Raw genomic sequence first — 13858 nt, forward strand, 5'->3', positions numbered from 1 at the left:
AGAATGAAAAAATCTTTACTAGCTAGGAATAATGATTTGGCAAATACAAAGCGTCAATTGGAAATTTTATCCAACGGAATTTTTAAAAATGAACTTCCAACCTTTGCTGATAAAATAAAAGAGACAGGTCAATTTCCTTTAAAGCCAAGAAAACTGGAAGTTCTTCAAATTAATGTTGGGTATATGTGTAATCAAGTTTGTGCACATTGTCATGTTGATGCAGGGCCAGATAGAAAAGAAATCATGACTACTGAAACTATGAAACAATGTTTAGATGTAATTCGTAGAACAGGAGCTCATACCTTAGATCTAACGGGAGGAGCTCCAGAGATGAACCCTAATTTTAGATGGTTTGTTGAAGAAGCTTCCAAAGCCGGTATAAAGGATTTTATTGTCCGTTCAAACCTAACCATCATAAGAGCTAATAAAAAATATTTTAACCTGCCAGAATTCTTCAAAAAGCATAACGTTCATGTTGTTTCATCGATGCCTCACTGGACAAGAGGAAAAACTGATAAACAAAGAGGTAATGGCGTTTTTGACAAATCGATTAAAGCGCTTCAAGAATTAAATGCCATTGGTTATGGTGTTGAGGGGACAGGTCTAAAACTTGACCTAGTCTATAATCCTTCTGGAGCATTTCTTCCTGGAGATCAAATCTCCATGGAAAAAGATTTTAAAAAGGCTCTTGCCGAAGACTTTAACATAACTTTTAACAACCTATTTGCAATTACTAACTTACCTATTAGTAGATTTTTAGATTATTTAATTGCCTCTGAAAATTACGAAGATTACATGTACACTTTAGTAGAAGCCTACAATCCTAAGGCAGTTGAAAATGTAATGTGTACCAATACGTTATCTGTAAGTTGGGATGGGTATTTATATGATTGTGATTTTAATCAGATGCTTAATCTTAAAGTTTCTAGCAGAGTACAACATATTTCTGAATATAACGAGGAACTATTAACTAACAGAAACATTATTATTAATCAACATTGTTATGGTTGTACGGCTGGTGCTGGAAGTAGCTGTCAAGGAACTGTAGCATAAATTGTTAACCATGAAGAAAATACTACTGTTACTACTTTTTCTTTTAATAGTTTCTGTCAGTGCTCAAAAAAAGGAGTTGAAACTGTTATTAAAAAAACACAATAATGAGAGCATTCCTTACATAAGCGTTGATGAATTAAAAAAAGAACTTTCAAAAGTTATTCTTCTAGACGCAAGAGAACCGATAGAGTTTAAAGTAAGTCATATCAAGAATGCCTTACCTGTTGGCTATAATTATTTTAACATCCAAAACACCGTTTCATTAATAAAGAATAAGAATACCAAGGTTATTGTATATTGCTCTATTGGAATTCGGTCTGAGGATATTGCTGAAGAGCTAAAGAAAGCAGGCTTTTTAAATGTTTACAACCTTTACGGTGGGATTTTTGAATGGAAAAACAAAGAAAATATAGTTGTTTCAAACGAAAATAAACTAACAGAACAAATTCATATTTATAGTAAAGAATGGGGAAAATGGTTATTAAAAGGTAAAAAGGTCTACTAACTCCCCCTAAAAAATCGTGTTAAACTTAAAATAACCCTAATTAAATTTTACTTCCTTTTAAAACAGAATTTATTTAATTGTAAACAATCTTATTCTATTTTCCCGTATGCTTTTTTTATCACTTCTAATGCTGGTTTATTTTGAGGAGTAAATCTATTGTTATTATTCCCACCAACTTGGCCATGATTATGGAACCACTTCCATAAAAACCCCCCTGCAAACCATGATTCATCCCAGAATTCTTCGTACAAAACTTCCAGTGCTTTTTTTTGTGATTCTAGATCTACATTTCCCTCTATTGTATTTGAATTCCAAGGTTCTTTTCCTGTATAAGAAACACTTCTGTATCCGTACTCTGTAAATAAAACTGGCTTTTCAAACTTATCTTTAACAGCAATAATTTCTTTCTTGTATTTGTTCCATCCTTTCTTAAAATCTTCTTTTGACGGTGACTCTTCATCACTTAGAGGAAAATAAGCATCAACTCCTATATAATCTAACACGTTCCAAAGATCTATTTTATGATATTCATCCCAATTAGCAGCATACGTTATTTTACCGGTATACACTTTTCTTACCTCTTTTATCAGATCGTTCCAATATTCTGGTCTTTTAACTACAAACCGTTCTAGTTCAGTGCCAACGCAAAATAAATGCGCTTTCACTTTTTGAGCAACCTTAGCAAAGGTTAAAATAAATTTAGTATAATTTTTTTCTAATTTTTTCCAGTCGCTTTCTGTCTTCATATTTATCAACCCAGTATATTCTCCTTGCCAAACCCATATTTGGGGTTTAATCATAATCTGAACCTGCTCTCTGTGGAATTTCTCAGCATATTGTTCAACACCTTCAGAGGTCTCTCCAAACCATTGTTTTGAAGCATTAAATTGCACCTCTGGAGAACTTATATTTTCTATGAAAGCATATGGCATCAAGGCTACGAAATTTGCCAAAACCTCTTTAACTGGAAGCGTGTGTTTAAAATTTATTTGATCCGATGAAGCAACAAAACTAACTCCATTAACTTTTTTTCTTTGACTCTCGCAAGATGTATGAAGACAAATAATTCCAAAGATAAAAAGCCATTTAATCTTAATTTTCATAGTCGCAAGTTACCTTTTTTATAATAACCCAACAACTAAAGCATTGGTAAACAGCACAAAAATATTAACACTCAACTCACACTACTATATCTAGGGACCTTATCTATTTTTCGACAAAAAGCTAAAAAAAACACTAAAAAACCTTTAAAACAAAGGATTAACCAACACAAAAAAGCAATCAACAAAATAATCGAATAAGCAGTAATTAACGGCTTTCTTAGAAGTTTATAATTGCATTATTTGCAAAAATTAAGAAATTTAAATTTCTTTCAGTTTAATACGATTATATTTCTATTTCATTAAAGTTAGAACTATAAGATTCGTATGTTTCACGATTAACTCAAATTAGAATACTACTAAAAAATTAACTACTTAACTCTTTTGGTTAATGTTTTGGTCATTTAAAGAGCGTTTTATGTATTGATTCCCAAAATATAAAATGATGTTAGCATTTTTCTTAATTAAAGTAACTTTATACTCTGAAATTTAGTCAATCTGCAAAAAGATATATACTTGATTCAAAGCTCTTAAAAAAACACAATAACCTCAATCGCTATTTATAATCATTCTAAATTTATTTTATTCATTAAGTTATTAACTTTAATGACGACCTAATTTTCAAATCAACTTTTTTATGGAACATGTTGTAATTATTGGTAATGGGATTTCTGGAATTACAGCCGCTAGGCACATTAGAAAATTGTCTGATAAGAAAATCACGATCATTTCAAGTGAAACGAAGTACTTCTTTTCAAGAACAGCACTTATGTATGTTTATATGGGACACATGAAGTTTGAACACACTCAACCTTATGAACCTTGGTTTTGGAGAAAAAACAATATTGATTTGAAGGAAGGAACCGTTACGAAAATTCATCCTTTGGCTAAAAAAATACAGTTTGACAATGATGAAATCATGACATATGATAAGCTCATTATTGCAACAGGCTCAAAACCTAATAAATTCGGATGGCCCGGTCAGGAGGCAAAAGGAGTTTTTGGAATGTACCATAAACAAGATTTAGAAAAGCTCGAAAAGTATGCTCCTGATAACAAAAAATGCAAAAGAGCTGTTATAATTGGCGGAGGACTTATAGGAATAGAACTTGCAGAAATGCTTCACAGTAGAAATATTCCCGTAACTTTTTTAGTTCGTGAAAGTAGTTTCTGGAACAGCGTATTGCCTAAAGGTGAGTCTGCAATGATTAATAGAGAAATTTTAGAGAATCAAATCGATTTACGTTTAGGAGTGAACTTAAAAGAAATTAAAACAGATACAAACGGAAAAGCTAAATCAGTAATTATAGCTGAAACAGGCGAAGAGATTGAATGTAATGTGGTAGGGCTAACCGCTGGAGTATCACCTAATGTTGATTTTTTAAGAGATAGCGATATTGAAATTGGAAAAGGCGTAAAAGTAAACAGATTTTTAGAAACAAGCATTCCAAATATTTATGCAATTGGTGATTGTGCCGAGCAACATGAGCCCATCGGAGAAAGAAGAGCTATTGAAGCAGTATGGTATACAGGAAGAATGATGGGTGAAACCGTAGCTCAAACCATTTGTGGTAACAAATTAGAATACAAACCTGGACATTGGTTTAACTCAGCAAAGTTTATTGATATCGAATATCAAACTTATGGATGGGTTTGGGCAAAAACTAGAGAAAACGAAGCTCGTTTCTACTGGGAACATAAAAGTGGTAAGAAATGTATTCATGTTAATTTCGATAAAAACACTCGAAAGTTTATTGGTATTAACACTTTTGGAATACGAATGAGACATGAGTTTTTTGACAGAGTTCTTACGAATGGTGAAAGCATAGATCATGTTATTGAGCATTTAGCCGACGCTAACTTTGATCCAGAATTTTACAAACTTCACGAACCCGAAATTGTTCAAAAATTCAACCAAGAAAACAATACTAATATTAAATTAAAAAAGAAAAGCTGGAAACGCATTTTTAGCAGAGTTTAAAATATGAAAGCAATCAAACAACTTGGCCTTGTACTATTTTTACTTGGATTAGCCGTATTTTCAGCAAGTCTATTTACTGGTTCTTTTAATTTAACTTCTGCTGAATTAGAAAACTATATCAAAGAAAAAGGATTTAAAAGTGAGATCATAAAAGATGAGTTGGCGAAAGCAGTGATCACTGATGAACCATTGAATATTTTTGAATTTTCATCAAGAGCACGTCAAGCTTTTAACAACACAAATGACCATTATGATCAACTTATTGCAAAATACGATGCTGAAAAAAATTGGGATTTAAAAGGAGCTCAATTTCAGTATAAAATCTATGGAAAACCGCATACTTTAAGTTATGACTTAGCTAAAAAAGCTGGCAAAGGTTATATCAAAGAAAATCCAGGTTTAGTATGGTTTTTAACTTTTGGCCTTGGTATCATTGGAGCTTTGTTATTTATAATTCCAAATGTAGTTTTATTAGGCCCTAAAGGAATTAAAAACAATGGTATTTACTTAGAATCGAGTACAAATAGAGGTTGGATTGCCTGGCTAGTATTATTTTACCTAGTGCTATTTTATATCCTCCTATACTTTTTACCAGATTATGTTGTGAATTGGACCTTTATTTTAGATCCTATTAGCAAAACTTTAAACGGAGGAGCTGCAAGTCAATGGTTCGTATATGGTTTCTTGTATTGTGTAATCATGACTGTTATGGGAGTACGTATGTACATTAAATACCGCCATAACAATTACCAAATTGTTCGTACTACTTCTGTTTTATTCTTTCAGATAGTATTCGCTTTCTTAATTCCTGAAATTATGACAAGCTTGAACATGCCTGGATATGACTTTAAAAATGCTTTCCCTTTAGACTATGATTTCTTTTTTGAATGGAATTTAGCTTCTTTATCAAAAAGTGGTGGTATTGGTGTTTTTATTCTGGTATGGGGAGTATTATTAACCTTAGTTTTTGTTCCTGTCATGGTTTATTTCTTTGGTAAAAGATGGTACTGTTCGTGGGTATGTGGATGTGGAGGTCTTGCAGAAACTTTGGGAGACCCTTACCGTCAACATTCAAACAAAACCTTAAAAGCATGGAAACTTGAACGTTGGGTAATTCATGCTGTATTGGTATTCTCTGTTATTATGACGATCGTTACATTGTACTGTTATTTTACTGGTGCTTCTTCTTTTCTTGGAATTAACTCTCAAGGAATTAAAGATGCCTATAGCTTCTTAATCGGTGCGTGGTTTGCTGGTGTTATTGGAACTGGGTTTTACCCAATATTTGGAAATAGAGTTTGGTGTCGATTCGGCTGTCCTTTAGCTGCATATCTTGGCTTGGTTCAACGATTTAAATCTCGCTTCAGAATTACCACAAATGGAGGGCAATGTATTTCTTGTGGTAACTGTTCTACGTACTGTGAACAAGGTATTGACGTAAGGGCCTATGCACAAAAGGGTGAAAATATTGTTCGTGCCAGTTGTGTAGGATGTGGAATATGCTCTGCGGTATGCCCTAGAGGAGTTTTAAAATTAGAAAACGGACCAGAAGAAGGTAGAATTAATCCAACGGATGTTTTACTTGGGAACGATATTGACTTAATGACATTAGTTAATGACAGTAAATAAGTCAAGTAAAAAAGCAGAATAATGATTAAAAAGAATATTGCTTTACTTTTTCTAGTTGTTTTCTACCAACAGATATGGTGTCAAAGAATATATTATAAAAACTATTATGCTAACGGAAACTTAAAGGAAGAAGGATGGCTAGTAGGCAATAAAAAAATCGATTATTGGAAATTTTATTACAAAAATAAAGCACTAAAAAAAGAAGGGGGTTATAAAAACAATCTTCCTACAAATTATTGGTACTTTTACCACAAAGATGGGAAGAAAGTAAAAGAAGGACATTTTGTTAATGGCAAACAAAATAAATGGTGGTTATACTATGATAAAATGGGAAACGTTAATCATAAATGTCAACTGAAAAATGACAAAAAAGATGGATATTGTTTACTTTATCGAAAAAAACAATTAATAAAAGCTGTTAAATTTAAAAACGGTGAAAAAATAAATGAGTGGTCTGACTTTTCCTCTTTTAAAAAAGAGAATGATCTGAATGATTTAAGATAAAAATGAACCAAATAATTAAAGTTATTATTCCTGCTTATAATGAACAAGATTCTATTGCAAATGTAATAAATGACGTCCCCACTATAGTTGATGAAATAATCGTTGTAAGTAATAATTCTACTGATAATACTGAATTAAATGCTAAAAATGCTGGAGCAACTGTTCTAAAAGAGTCACGAAGAGGTTATGGATATGCTTGTTTGAAAGGAATGAATTACATTGCTAATCAAGCTATAAAACCTACAATTTTGGTATTTCTTGACGGAGATTATTCTGATTATCCCGAGCAGTTAACTGAAATAATTGCCCCGATAATTAATGAAAACATTGATTTCGTCATTGGAACCAGAATTAAACAATTACGTGAAAAAGGCGCTATGACACCGCAACAAATTTTTGGAAACTGGTTGGCTACTTTTTTAATGAAACTCTTTTTTAAAGCTAAATTCACGGACCTTGGTCCTTTCAGAGCAATTAAATATGAAAAACTTCTAAAATTAAATATGGAAGACAAAACCTATGGATGGACTGTTGAGATGCAGTTAAAATCTATAAAACAACAACTTACTTATAAAGAAATTAATGTGAAGTATAGAAACAGAATAGGTATTTCAAAAGTTTCAGGAACCGTTAAAGGTACTATCTTTGCAGGCATAAAAATTTTAGGTTGGATATTTAAATATAGTTTCAAATAATGATTTTAGAATATATTGTAATCGTTTTATACACAATATCGCTAGTTCTAATTTTAATGTATGCGTTAGCTCAATTAAATCTACTTTTCAATTATTTAAAAGCAAATAAAAAGCAAGATGATTCACCCAAATTTGATTTGACAAAATCAGAAGAGGTTCCTTATGTAACTATTCAATTACCAGTTTACAATGAGCTGTATGTAATGGAGCGTTTGTTAAACAATATTGCCAAAATAAACTACCCAAGTGATAAGCTTGAAATTCAAGTACTTGATGATTCTACTGATGAATCAATAGAGACTACATCAAAACATATTGAAAAACTGCAAAAAAGCGGGTTAGATATTCAGCATATTAGACGAAAAAACAGAAACGGATTTAAAGCAGGGGCATTAAAAGAAGGTTTAAAAACTGCTAAAGGAGATTTCATTGCTATTTTCGATGCGGACTTTTTACCCAAACCCTGTTGGTTGACCAAAACAGTTCCCTTTTTTAAAGACTCTAAAATTGGAGTTGTTCAAACACGTTGGGGACATATTAATCGAAATTATTCTACATTAACCAAAATTCAAGCGTTTGCTCTTGATGCTCATTTTACGTTAGAACAAGTAGGTAGAAATAGTAAGGGGCACTTTATTAATTTTAATGGTACAGCTGGTATTTGGCGTAAAAAATGTATTTATGATGCTGGAAATTGGGAAGGAGACACTTTAACAGAAGATCTAGACCTGAGTTACCGAGCTCAATTAAAAAATTGGAAATTTAAGTACTTAGAAGATGTAGAAACACCAGCAGAACTTCCTGTAATTATTAGTGCTGCTCGTTCACAACAGTTTAGATGGAATAAAGGAGGTGCAGAAAATTTTCAAAAAATGTTAAAACGTGTTATTATGAGTAAAGATTTTTCTATTAAAACAAAAATACATGGTGTTTTACATTTATTAAATAGTTCAATGTTTACCTGTATTTTTATAGTAGCAATTCTAAGTATTCCAATGCTATATATAAAAAATGAATACGCGCACTTAAAAATTTACTTTTTAGTAATGAGTTTCTTTATAGTTAGTACACTTATTTTCTTTATTTGTTATTGGTATATGTACAAGAAAACTTATGGTGGTGGCTTTATGAATTTCATAAAATATATTGGAGCTTTCTTATCTTTTTTCTCAATAGCAATGGGGTTTTCTCTTCATAATACCATTGCTGTTCTTGAAGGGCACATTGGTAAAAAAAGTGAATTTGTTAGAACTCCTAAATTTAATATAAAATCTCTTACTGACAGTTGGGGAAATAATAAGTATATCAAAAAAGAGCTCTCATTAAATATCATTATTGAAGGTCTATTAGCTATATACTTTGCCTTTGGTATGTACAGTGCGTTTATCGTTGGTGATCAAGGTGGTGACTTTGGTCTATTTCCTTTTCATTTAATGCTTTTTATAGGTTTTGCGTATGTGTTCTATAAGTCTATATTTTCAAAAGCTTAATGATATTATCAGGAAATATAGCTTGATAGTAACCTTAATTATCTTAATTTTATATTTCTTATTTGCATTTTTACTTGAAAGAGCCTCTTTTTACTCTTTGCTAGCCTTATGGAGTAGTTTGTTTGCTGGTTCCTACCTTTTATTTCGTTCCCAAAAAGAAAACTTTCGCTTTTTATGTGGAGTTTCCATATTATTTAGACTGGTTTTTCTATTTGCCATTCCAAACTTATCGCAAGACTTTTATCGTTTTATTTGGGATGGAAGAATGCTTTTTGAAGGATTTAATCCCTACCTATCATTACCAGAAGCCTTTATTGAAATGGGAAAACAACCTATAAATGAAGCTACTGAACTTTACAAAGGAATGGGGGAAATGAATGGAAGCCATTTTACAAATTACCCTCCTATTAACCAACTGTGTTTTTATATTGCCGCGTTATTGGGGAATCATAGTATTTTTATTTCCATAGCAGTAATGCATATAATAATCATTGTAGCTGATCTGGGTATTCTTTTATATGGAAAAAAACTATTAAAACTACTAGAACTACCTATATCAAATATTTTCTTTTACATTTTAAATCCATTTGTGATAATTGAATTAACAGGTAATTTACATTTTGAACCTGTAATGCTTTTTTTTCTTGTTTTTTCGTTATATAAGCTAGCTAAAAATAAATGGATAATAGCTGCTATATCTTTAGCATTTTCAATATCGGTAAAATTAATACCGCTACTTTTATTACCCATAATATTCAATTATTTCGTAAATAAAAAAATGTCCTTTTTTAATGGTATGAAAAAATTAATTGCTTTTTATACTCTAGTGTTACTTACACTTATAATAACTTTTAGCCCTTTCATATCCAATGACTTTTTTGCAAACTATATAAATTCTATTGGACTTTGGTTTAGAAGTTTTGAATTTAATGCTAGCTTTTATTATGTTGCTAGAGAAATAGGATATTTGTTTAGAGGATACAATGAAATCGCAATTATAGGAAAGATAATGCCTTTAATAGCAACATCATTCATCATTTGCATAACTTTTTTTAGAAAAAATGAGGGACTTCAAGAATTAATCACGGCAATGCTTTTGTCCTTATCTTTCTATTATTTAACATCAACAACTGTACATCCATGGTATTTAGCAACATTAGTTTGTCTAAGTTGCTTCACTAAATATCGATTCTCTGTTGCTTGGAGCTTTCTTATTGTACTTAGTTACCAAGCATATTCTAATACTCCATGGAAAGAAAATTTGTGGATTATTTTTATTGAATATATAGTAGTTTTTGTAATCATTTCATACGAACTAAAGTTTATCAAAACCAATTTAAAGATAAATCTAAACTAACAAATTAATTACATCATTTATAATCGTTTTTCGTATTATTGTTTTTTTACTATTCACCACATTTATATGAAAAGGCTAACAATAAAAGACATTGCCAAATATCTTAATGTTTCAATCTCTACAGTTTCTAAAGCATTAAATGACAGCTATGAAATAAGCGAAACTACCAAAGAAAGAATTAGAAAATTTGCTAAAGAAAATAATTACAGGCCTAATATTACTGCTGTTAATTTAAAAAATAAAAAAACTAAAACTATTGGTATCTTAATACCAAATATGCTAAACTACTTCCTAGCACAAGTATTTAAGGGAATTGAAACAATAGCAAGTAAAAATGGTTATAAAATTATTTCTTGTATCTCGAATGAATCCTACGAAAAAGAATTAGAAGCTGTTAAAATGTTATCAAACGGTAGTATTGATGGTCTTATACTTTCCTTGGCTGAGGAAACACTGAGAAAAAGAAATTTTCTTCATTTTCAGGATGCAATTGATAACGGTATTCCTATTGTGATGTTTGATAGAGTAGCTCAAAATATTGAATGCGATAAAGTAATTACAAATGATTTTGAAGGCACCGTAACTACAGTGAAACATCTTTATAAAACTGGTCATAAAAACATCGCTTTTATTTCAACAATCAGTGACTTAAAAGTTGGAGAAAGAAGGTATTTAGGATATATCAAAGGTCTTGAAGACCTTAACATTCCTCTTAATAAAAATATAGTAGTTAACATTTTTGAAGAAGATTACAAGAAGTATGAAACAATACTAGCTCCAATATTTGAAAAAAATCCAATAGACAGTGTAATTACAACAGATGAATCATCTGCTATTGCTGCTATGAAAGTAGCGACTAAAATGGGCTATAATATTCCTAGAGATTTCTCTGTAATTTCTTTTTCAAATGGAATACTAGCAAGGCATTCAAGCCCAAAAATGACTACAGTAAGCCAGCATGGTGAAATAATGGGAGCCACTGCAGCTAGAATGTTAATAAACAAACTAGAAAGAAAAGTGAAGCATATTGAAACAAAAGTAATTAAGACCGACTTAGTTGTAAGAGAATCAACGAGATCAATCAAGTATTAATAAACAAAACCCACTCAAAAAAATCTGAGTGGGAAAAATTGCTATGAAAAAGAAAAAGAAAGTGGTTTATTCAACCACGAAGCAAATTTAGAAAACTTTTTCTTTTCCACAAATTTTTTATTAAAAAATATTACTTATTATATTACATAATCTTTTCTTTTACCATATTTCCTTTTTTAAAATAAGCAATTTCGGATTCTCGACAATAAGCTATCCCTTTTTCATTAAATTTTAGTTGATGTCCATACTTGCTTACCCAGCCTATTTGTTTAGAAGGATTGCCCACCACTAAAGCATATTGAGGAATATTTTTAGTAACAACAGTACCTGCGCCGATTAACGCATATTCTCCAATCGTAACTCCACAAATAATCGTTGCATTCGCTCCAATAGAAGCGCCTTGCTTTACAAGAGTAGTTTTAAACTCATTTTTACGATCAAATTCACTTCTGGGATTTAACACATTAGTAAATACCATTGAAGGACCTAAAAAAACATTATCTTCACATACAACACCCGTATAAATAGATACGTTATTTTGAACCTTTACATTTTCTCCAAGAACAACCTCAGGTGCAATAAAAACATTCTGCCCTATAGTGCAATTTTCGCCAATTTTAGCGTTAAACATAACATGGCTAAAGTGCCATATTTTAGTTCCATTACCAATTATACTTCCTTTATCTATAACAGAAGTTTCATGGACAAAATATTGTTGATTAAAATCCATAAATACAAATGTAATAAACACAACAAATAATATTAACCAAGTTATTAACTTAATCAAGATGATCTGCTATAATGAATTGCAAACTTTTAAGTATTCTCTTTTTCTTACGTGTATTGTATATTGAATGATTAGTGATTTAAAATCATAAAAAAAGAGCAACAAATTTGTTGCTCTTTTTTTGTATATATTTTATTATTTTACTCTACATTAAACGTGATTGGTAAAGTATATCCTACACGTACAGCTCTACCCCTTTGTTTTCCAGGCTCCATCTTGGGAAGCTTCTTAGCAATACGTATTGCTTCTTGCTTTAACCTTGGATGCGGAGCTCTTGCTTTTACATCTTCTATATTTCCTGTTTTTCCAATCTTAAAAACAAGATATATTCTTTTCTTTCCTGGAGCTAAACCTAATTCATTCGCCAAATCAGCATCAAAATATCTTTGAACATGTTTGTTCATCTTTTCATTAAGACAAGATTTTTTTTGAGCCTTTGATCCTTTACACCCTGGAAATACTGGTACATCTTCTATAATAGAGAAAGGTACATCCTCTACTACCTCCTCTTCTTCTTCAACTTCTTCAATTTCTTCAACTACTACTGCCTCTGCTTCATCAGTCTCTGTTGACTCAATGATAGTTTCTTCAACTTCTTGTTCATCTTCAACTATTTCAATTTTTTCAGGTGCTGGAGGTGGTGGTGTATTCTTAGGAGGTGGAATAACTTCTTGCTGTATTTCAAAGGTTTCTTCTTCAACATCAGCTGACATGTTACTTTCTCCAAGTTCTCCGTACTCTTTGTCGTACGTCTTATTTTCGATAGCAACGTATGTCATAAATAAAGCTAAAACCAATCCTAACTGAACAAACAGCTTGCTGTAGTTCTCAAGATTTGATTTTGGATTTTTCTTAATTTCCATCCTTTCTGTTTTTAATAGTGTGCTAATTTAATTAATTTATTTTAACTTTTACAAGCTATTTTTTCGAAAAACTATCTTTTTTGTAAAAAAAAGCATTGAATAATACAAAAGCTAAAAGTACACCTATCAGATTAGCTATGATATCATAATATTCTCCTACCCTATGTCTCGTAAAGACTTCTTGAGATACCTCAATAAGTATACCATAAAAAAAACACATAACTATTATCAACAATGAGTTGTGCTTTTTAAAAGAAAATAACCAAAATAATGTTAAAAAAAAATAGGCTATAGAATGTTCAATTTTATCAAAATGCTTGATCTTAACTGGTGGACTGTCAAATTTAACTAAACCTAAAATAGCAATACTTATCGTAATAAATATCGCTATTAAAAGCATAATTTTATGATGACGGAATAAGGTCTTTATAATCTTCATCTGTTAGTAAACTCTCCATTTGGGTAGTATCAGAAACCTTAACTTTAATTAACCAACCTTCTCCATATGGGTCTGTATTAACCAATTCAGGTTCATCTTCCAAGGCCTCATTAAATTCAACTATTTCTCCTGTTAAAGGCATAAATAAGTCCGATACAGTTTTTACAGCCTCTACAGAGCCAAAAACCTCCTCAACTTCAACTGTTTCATCTAATGTATCTACATCAACGTAAACAATATCGCCTAACTCTCCTTGAGCGAAATCTGTAATCCCTACAGTAGCTATATCATCTTCTATTTTAACCCACTCGTGATCTTTTGTGTATTTTAATTCTGATGGAATGTTCATTGCTTTGTTTGTTT

At 31.1% G+C, this 13858-nt stretch carries 14 protein-coding genes; 9 read left to right on the forward strand and 5 right to left on the reverse strand.

Annotated elements, in window-relative coordinates; all coding sequences use genetic code 11:
• The first annotated feature begins 3 nt into the window (after positions 1–3).
• The gene (arsS, locus tag AC2GW8_RS08360; protein WP_440879417.1) at positions 4–1053 is read left to right on the forward strand and encodes an arsenosugar biosynthesis radical SAM (seleno)protein ArsS; all 1050 of its coding nucleotides are present in this window, start codon (positions 4–6) and stop codon (positions 1051–1053) included.
• A gap of 10 nt (positions 1054–1063) precedes the next feature.
• Positions 1064–1558, forward strand: a complete 495-nt coding sequence (locus tag AC2GW8_RS08365; protein WP_440879418.1) for a rhodanese-like domain-containing protein — start codon at positions 1064–1066, stop codon at positions 1556–1558.
• Between the two features lie 89 nt (positions 1559–1647).
• On the opposite strand, the gene AC2GW8_RS08370 is transcribed toward AC2GW8_RS08365, so the two are convergent.
• Positions 1648–2661 carry a glycoside hydrolase family 113 gene (locus AC2GW8_RS08370; RefSeq protein ID WP_440879419.1) on the reverse strand — a complete coding sequence of 338 codons (1014 nt, stop codon included), beginning with the start codon at positions 2659–2661 and terminating at the stop codon, positions 1648–1650.
• Between the two features lie 634 nt (positions 2662–3295).
• Between AC2GW8_RS08370 and AC2GW8_RS08375 the strand changes: the two genes are divergently transcribed.
• The 7 genes from AC2GW8_RS08375 (at position 3296) to AC2GW8_RS08405 (ending at position 11406) form a co-directional block, all read left to right on the forward strand.
• Positions 3296–4639 (forward strand): NAD(P)/FAD-dependent oxidoreductase, encoded by a 1344-nt coding sequence (locus AC2GW8_RS08375; protein ID WP_440879420.1) that lies wholly within the window; start codon positions 3296–3298, stop codon positions 4637–4639.
• A 3-nt stretch (positions 4640–4642) separates the two neighbouring features.
• Complete coding sequence (locus tag AC2GW8_RS08380; RefSeq protein ID WP_440879421.1) at positions 4643–6268, forward strand: 4Fe-4S binding protein; 1626 nt, start codon at positions 4643–4645, stop codon at positions 6266–6268.
• A gap of 21 nt (positions 6269–6289) precedes the next feature.
• Positions 6290–6772 carry a toxin-antitoxin system YwqK family antitoxin gene (locus tag AC2GW8_RS08385; RefSeq protein ID WP_440879422.1) on the forward strand — a complete coding sequence of 161 codons (483 nt, stop codon included), beginning with the start codon at positions 6290–6292 and terminating at the stop codon, positions 6770–6772.
• A 2-nt stretch (positions 6773–6774) separates the two neighbouring features.
• Complete coding sequence (locus tag AC2GW8_RS08390) at positions 6775–7467, forward strand: glycosyltransferase family 2 protein (protein WP_440879423.1); 693 nt, start codon at positions 6775–6777, stop codon at positions 7465–7467.
• The gene (locus AC2GW8_RS08395) at positions 7467–8957 is read left to right on the forward strand and encodes a cellulose synthase family protein (RefSeq protein WP_440879424.1); all 1491 of its coding nucleotides are present in this window, start codon (positions 7467–7469) and stop codon (positions 8955–8957) included. The genes AC2GW8_RS08390 and AC2GW8_RS08395 overlap by 1 nt, the downstream gene beginning before the upstream one ends.
• Positions 8923–10314: an MptA/MptB family glycosyltransferase gene (locus AC2GW8_RS08400; protein WP_440879425.1), complete on the forward strand. Its 1392-nt coding sequence runs from the start codon at positions 8923–8925 to the stop codon at positions 10312–10314. Before AC2GW8_RS08395 ends, AC2GW8_RS08400 begins: the two co-directional genes overlap by 35 nt.
• 66 nt (positions 10315–10380) lie before the next feature.
• A complete protein-coding gene (locus AC2GW8_RS08405) occupies positions 10381–11406 on the forward strand; it encodes a LacI family DNA-binding transcriptional regulator (RefSeq protein WP_440879426.1) in 1026 nt (341 codons plus the stop codon).
• 142 nt (positions 11407–11548) lie between these two features.
• Here the strand turns inward: AC2GW8_RS08405 and AC2GW8_RS08410 are convergent, their stop codons facing one another.
• The 4 genes from AC2GW8_RS08410 to gcvH form a co-directional block, all read right to left on the reverse strand.
• Complete coding sequence (locus AC2GW8_RS08410) at positions 11549–12136, reverse strand: acyltransferase (RefSeq protein WP_440879427.1); 588 nt, start codon at positions 12134–12136, stop codon at positions 11549–11551.
• 197 nt (positions 12137–12333) lie between these two features.
• The gene (locus AC2GW8_RS08415; protein WP_440879428.1) at positions 12334–13056 is read right to left on the reverse strand and encodes an energy transducer TonB; all 723 of its coding nucleotides are present in this window, start codon (positions 13054–13056) and stop codon (positions 12334–12336) included.
• A gap of 55 nt (positions 13057–13111) precedes the next feature.
• The gene (locus tag AC2GW8_RS08420) at positions 13112–13495 is read right to left on the reverse strand and encodes a VanZ family protein (RefSeq protein ID WP_440879429.1); all 384 of its coding nucleotides are present in this window, start codon (positions 13493–13495) and stop codon (positions 13112–13114) included.
• Positions 13461–13844: a glycine cleavage system protein GcvH gene (gene gcvH / locus AC2GW8_RS08425; RefSeq protein ID WP_440879430.1), complete on the reverse strand. Its 384-nt coding sequence runs from the start codon at positions 13842–13844 to the stop codon at positions 13461–13463. Before gcvH ends, AC2GW8_RS08420 begins: the two co-directional genes overlap by 35 nt.
• Between the last annotated feature and the right edge of the window lie 14 nt (positions 13845–13858).

Source organism: Tenacibaculum profundi, from assembly GCF_057162725.1.